The sequence below is a fragment of the Syntrophomonas sp. UBA5494 genome, from assembly GCF_002426325.1.
Map to the genome: position 1 here is coordinate 52,300 of NZ_DIPG01000094.1, position 4,569 is coordinate 56,868.

Here is a 4,569-nt window from a genome sequence, read left to right on the forward strand (position 1 = left end):
CTTTGACCTTGCTCTGCCCGATATAGTCCGCCAGTCGCAAAGGCCTCAGGGAGGTATTCTCTTGATGATCCTCTTCCCCGATAAAGTGAGGCGATATTAAGCGCTCATCCCGCATGTCCTGCCTCCCTCCTATTTCTTAAGCTGTTGGGCTTTCTTCTTCAGCACCAGCTTGACATTATGGGCTACTTCCCGGCCTAACAGCCCCTGGTTTTTCAACTCCATCAACTCGGGAAAAACCTCGCTGCGGTTGTATCCCAGGGCCTCCAAAGCCTCCATAACTTCGCTGAAGGGCAGGGGGCTCTCGGATGGCGTCGGGGTCAAAGCCAGTTCGGCAGGCACCTTGTCTTTCAATTCAAATAATAAGCGCTGGGCGCTCTTTTTGCCCACCCCGGAAATCGCCAGCAAAGCCTTTTCGTCCTGACTGGCGATGGCCTGGTAGAACCGGGCCGGTTCCATATGGCCGAGCACGTTGAGAGCGGCTTTAGCGCCGATGCCGGATATGGACAAGAGGAGCCGGAACAGATCCAGTTCGGCCTGATCCAGAAACCCGTACAGCTTAAATTCATTCTCGGAAACCGCCAGATGCGTGTGGAGCATAACCGGCTGCCCGCACTGGGGCAGCCCGTTATGCGCACGCGGGTGGATGTTGATTTCATAGCCCAGGCCGTTCACGTCGATTACAGCCAGATCCCCTCTGAGGTTGTGCAAAATACCCTTAACAAAAGCAATCATAAACAAGCCACCTTTGCCTGCGAATTTCCATAGCCTAAGCCTTATATAAATTGGATAAGCGGTGGAAGTGCAGGTGGCAGATGGCCGCGGCCAAGGCATCTGCAGCATCATCCGGCTGCGGCGTTTCTTTGAGGGCCAGCAGCTTCTGCACCATGTACTGCACCTGCTTTTTATCAGCTCCGCCGTATCCGACCACCGCCTGTTTGACCTGCAGCGGGGTGTATTCGGCTATACAGAGTCCGGCCTGGGCACTGGTCAGTAAAATCACTCCGCGGCTCTGAGCCACCGTAATTACGGTTTTGGCATTTTTGTGATAGTAGATCTGTTCTACCGCTACCGCATCGGGCTGAATATCCTCAATCAGCTGAGTCAATTCCCGGTTGATCGACAGCAGTCGCCGGGGCATCTCCATATCCGCAGCGGTGGTGATCAAGCCATAGTTCAGCAGGCGCATGCGCCCGCCGCGGTATTCGACCGCCCCGTAGCCGGTGCGGGCGGTCCCCGGGTCAAGTCCTAAAACCCTCATAAAAGCGACTTCCTTACCCCATAGATACATTTATGATACTTGATATTGTTTTCCAGTGCCATGAGTAAATAGCCCAGAAAATAAAGACTAAGGCCAGATAACCGGCCTTAGCATAAGCAAACTTGTGTTCGGGGGCCTTTACATATATTCGTCGAGGCTATCCAGGGCGTCGTTTAACATGGCTTCATTCGCAAATTCATACTGGCCATTGCGAATGGCAGCTACAATTTCCCCCGGCAAGACATCTATTCTGATGGTCGTAACCCTTAAGAGTTCGTCATGAGCCGCATCCGGCCCCTTGTAAACGGCCAGACGCCCCTGATATTCCTTTATCCGGGTCTTCTCGTAGTCCTGCGGGCACCAGTCGCCGACCAGCTGCCGCAAGGTGATGGTGTTGCCTTCGATTTTAACCATATAGCCGTTCTGTTCATTGTACAGCTGCCGGATTTCATCCACGGTTTTGCCGATCAATTCTATAGCATTGGGAAACTCAGAAATGACCACATGGCCGCATTGCTGATATTCCCGCTCGTAGATCACCTGGGTGTTGTTGTCCACCCTGCTCTGTACCGGCTCAACCTCAACTATCGGCTTGCGTTCATTAACCAGTTTATTAAAGGGCTGCCCGCCGGTGAGAAAAAATCCCAATCCCACCCCCAGGAGCAAGGCTGCCACAACCAGAGCAATTATTCCCTTATGCCGCATGGTTTATCACCTCTGCGACTTATTATTGCCAAATTATGCAAAATTATACCCCTGCCTTGGCCGCTTTCGGATATGCTTATAACCGGGGTCTTAAGAACAGCGCTATATCATGTGGGTTGACCAGGGCGCAATCAGCCCGGATGTGCTGTTTTTTGAGAGGGCTGCCAAGGTGATAAACGCCACAGAATCGCCGGCCTACTCCCGCCGGAATCTGGTCGCTGTTACCGCAGGCTAAATAATAAGGGACAGGTGCACTCCTCCCGGCGGGAAGACGGCGCGGCTGTCCCCTGGTGTTTTCTGAATTATTAACTCAGTTTATCTAAAACGTCCTCGGTGAGATTCATATTGGTATATACTTTTTGAACATCGTCATGATCCTCTAAAAGATCTATCAACTTGATGATTTTCAGGGCGGTATCCACATCACTGATTTCCACCTGGGTTTCCGGCAGCATGTCTAAATCGGCCTCAGCTATGGCAATACCCGTATTTTCAAGGGCTTCCTTCACCTCCAGAAAATTGTCCTGGCCAGTGATGATATCATAGCTGTCGCCCTCGTCGCGCACATCATCGGCGCCGCACTCCAGGGCCATAAGCATCAGTTCTTCTTCATCCGGGGCATTGGCTTTGTCAACGTTGATCAGTCCCACCCGTTTGAACATCCAGGATACACAGCCGCTTTCCCCCAGATTGCCGTTATGCTTGGAGAATAAATGCCTGATATCAGGTGCGGTGCGGTTGCGGTTGTCGGTGGCAATGTCCAGCATTACCGCTACTCCGGCCGGGGCATAACCCTCATAGCAAAATTCTTCGATGGCCTCGCTCTGTATCTCCCCGGTGCCCTTCTTTATGGCCCGGGTGATGTTCTCATTGGGCATATTGATGCTTTTGGCTTTTTGTATGGCCAGCTTCAGCTTGGCGTTGCTTTCCGGATCGCCGCCTCCGCCGCTTTTGACCGCAATTGTGATCTCTTTGGCGACTTTAGTGAATTCCTTGCCGCGTTTCTCATCGGAGCGCGCTTTCTTGTGTTTGATATTGGCCCATTTGGAGTGTCCTGACATTACATAAAACCCCCTTAATAACCGAATGCTACCAGAGTCCCGGTATCAGCCTTTTGCTATTCTGCATATATTCTTTATATCGATCCCCAAAATACTTCAACATGAACTCCTCCTCCAGCTTGATGCGATAGACCAGGGCCGGCAGGGTGAAGAGAAGCGTAATCAATAAAGCCCCCCAGGAATTGAAAATCATATCAATGGCCAGCAAGCTTATGAAGACCCCCAGGTATAAAGGATGGCGAATGCTTCGATAAGGGCCGCTGGTGACAAGCTGATGCCCCTCATATACCGCGATGCGGGGGTTAAAATATTTTCCTATGGCCCTTAAGCCCCAGCCTCGATAGATGCAGGAGATTACAAATAAAATTACGCCTATATATATGATGCCGGGCTCCAGGCCAGAAATACGCGTGTAATGGGTGGATAAGAAATCAATGGCGGCGTAAAAAAGGGCTATCATCGAGGACAACTGCAGATAAGCGTAAGACCATTGATCATCGTCCTCAGTGACGAATACATCAGGATCCTGATATAACAAGGTCTCGGAGATGATGGTCCAGATAAAATAAATGCCTACAAACCCGGTGATGACTGCAAAGTCAAATCTGGGCAGGCGGCCGCTAAGGACATAATTGTTGGCCACATAGGCCACATACAGGAATACCATTACGGCAACCGTAACCCGAATCAATACACTCTTTTGCCTGGAATTCATAGCATCATCCCTTCAATTCCCCGGTTTGGTTGTAAATCACTTTCAGTCCAGCTTCAAATCATCGGGCAGCACTGCTACCCGGGGCAGGTGCTGTTTGTGCCGGTTGGCTTTCATCATGGCCTCGATTTTGGCAATAACCGCCTCATCACCCTCGCCTGTACTCAGATAGGCGTCTAACTGCTTATAGGTGACCCCCATTTCCCCCTCATCGGTCTGTCCAACCCACAGCCCGCCGGAAGGCGGCTTATTTATAATGACATCCGGCACCTGCAGGTAACTGGCCAGGGCGAATACGTCTTTCTTCAGCAAGTCGCCCAGTATCTGCAAATCCACCGCACTGTCGCCATATTTAGTGCTGTAGCCCACGCTGATCTCGCTTTTGTTGCTGGTTCCCACCACCAGATAGTTCCTGGCTTGAGCCAGATAGTACAGTGTCAGCATGCGCAGGCGCGGTTTTATGTTGGCCTTGAGCAGTTGGCCCAAGTCCCGATCCGTTTTGAGATAGGCCTCAAACTGGGCCACCAGGAGCAGGTAGGGATTATCAAGGTCTACGATTTGGTAGGGAATGTCGTTTTGTTCTGCCAGGAGCTGGCCATGCCAGAGGTCGGTCAGATTGCTTTCACAGGGTAAGAGTAAGGCCTGCGTCTGGCCGGGGAAAGCCCTTTTGGCAATCAGCGCCGCTACCGCGGAATCCACGCCGCCGCTTACCCCGAGTACCACCCCGTTCTTTCCAGCCGCTGCCACCTCGCTGCGCAGCCACTCTACCAGATAGTTTACCACTGCCTCCGGATTCATTGTTCTAGTCTCCTTTAAAGAATTCGTGTGCCCCC

At 51.8% G+C, this 4,569-nt stretch carries 6 protein-coding genes; all 6 read right to left on the minus strand.

From position 1 onward, the window contains the following. Positions 1–129: 129 nt before the first annotated feature. Positions 130–732: a Holliday junction branch migration protein RuvA gene (ruvA, locus tag B3W37_RS10405; protein WP_483175683.1), complete on the minus strand. Its 603-nt coding sequence runs from the start codon at positions 730–732 to the stop codon at positions 130–132. Between the two features lie 34 nt (positions 733–766). Further along, positions 767–1,258, minus strand: coding sequence for a crossover junction endodeoxyribonuclease RuvC (ruvC, locus tag B3W37_RS10410; RefSeq protein WP_483175684.1), 492 nt, complete (start codon positions 1,256–1,258; stop codon positions 767–769). Positions 1,259–1,396: 138 nt separating this feature from the next. After that, a complete protein-coding gene (locus B3W37_RS10415; protein ID WP_483175686.1) occupies positions 1,397–1,963 on the minus strand; it encodes a hypothetical protein in 567 nt (188 codons plus the stop codon). A 305-nt stretch (positions 1,964–2,268) separates the two neighbouring features. Further along, a complete protein-coding gene (locus B3W37_RS10420; protein ID WP_483169965.1) occupies positions 2,269–3,024 on the minus strand; it encodes a YebC/PmpR family DNA-binding transcriptional regulator in 756 nt (251 codons plus the stop codon). A gap of 28 nt (positions 3,025–3,052) precedes the next feature. Next, positions 3,053–3,739 (minus strand): methyltransferase family protein, encoded by a 687-nt coding sequence (locus B3W37_RS10425; protein WP_483175687.1) that lies wholly within the window; start codon positions 3,737–3,739, stop codon positions 3,053–3,055. A gap of 42 nt (positions 3,740–3,781) precedes the next feature. Further along, on the minus strand, positions 3,782–4,569 hold a 788-nt coding region (gene nadE, locus B3W37_RS10430), incomplete at its 5' end, for an NAD(+) synthase (RefSeq protein WP_483175689.1).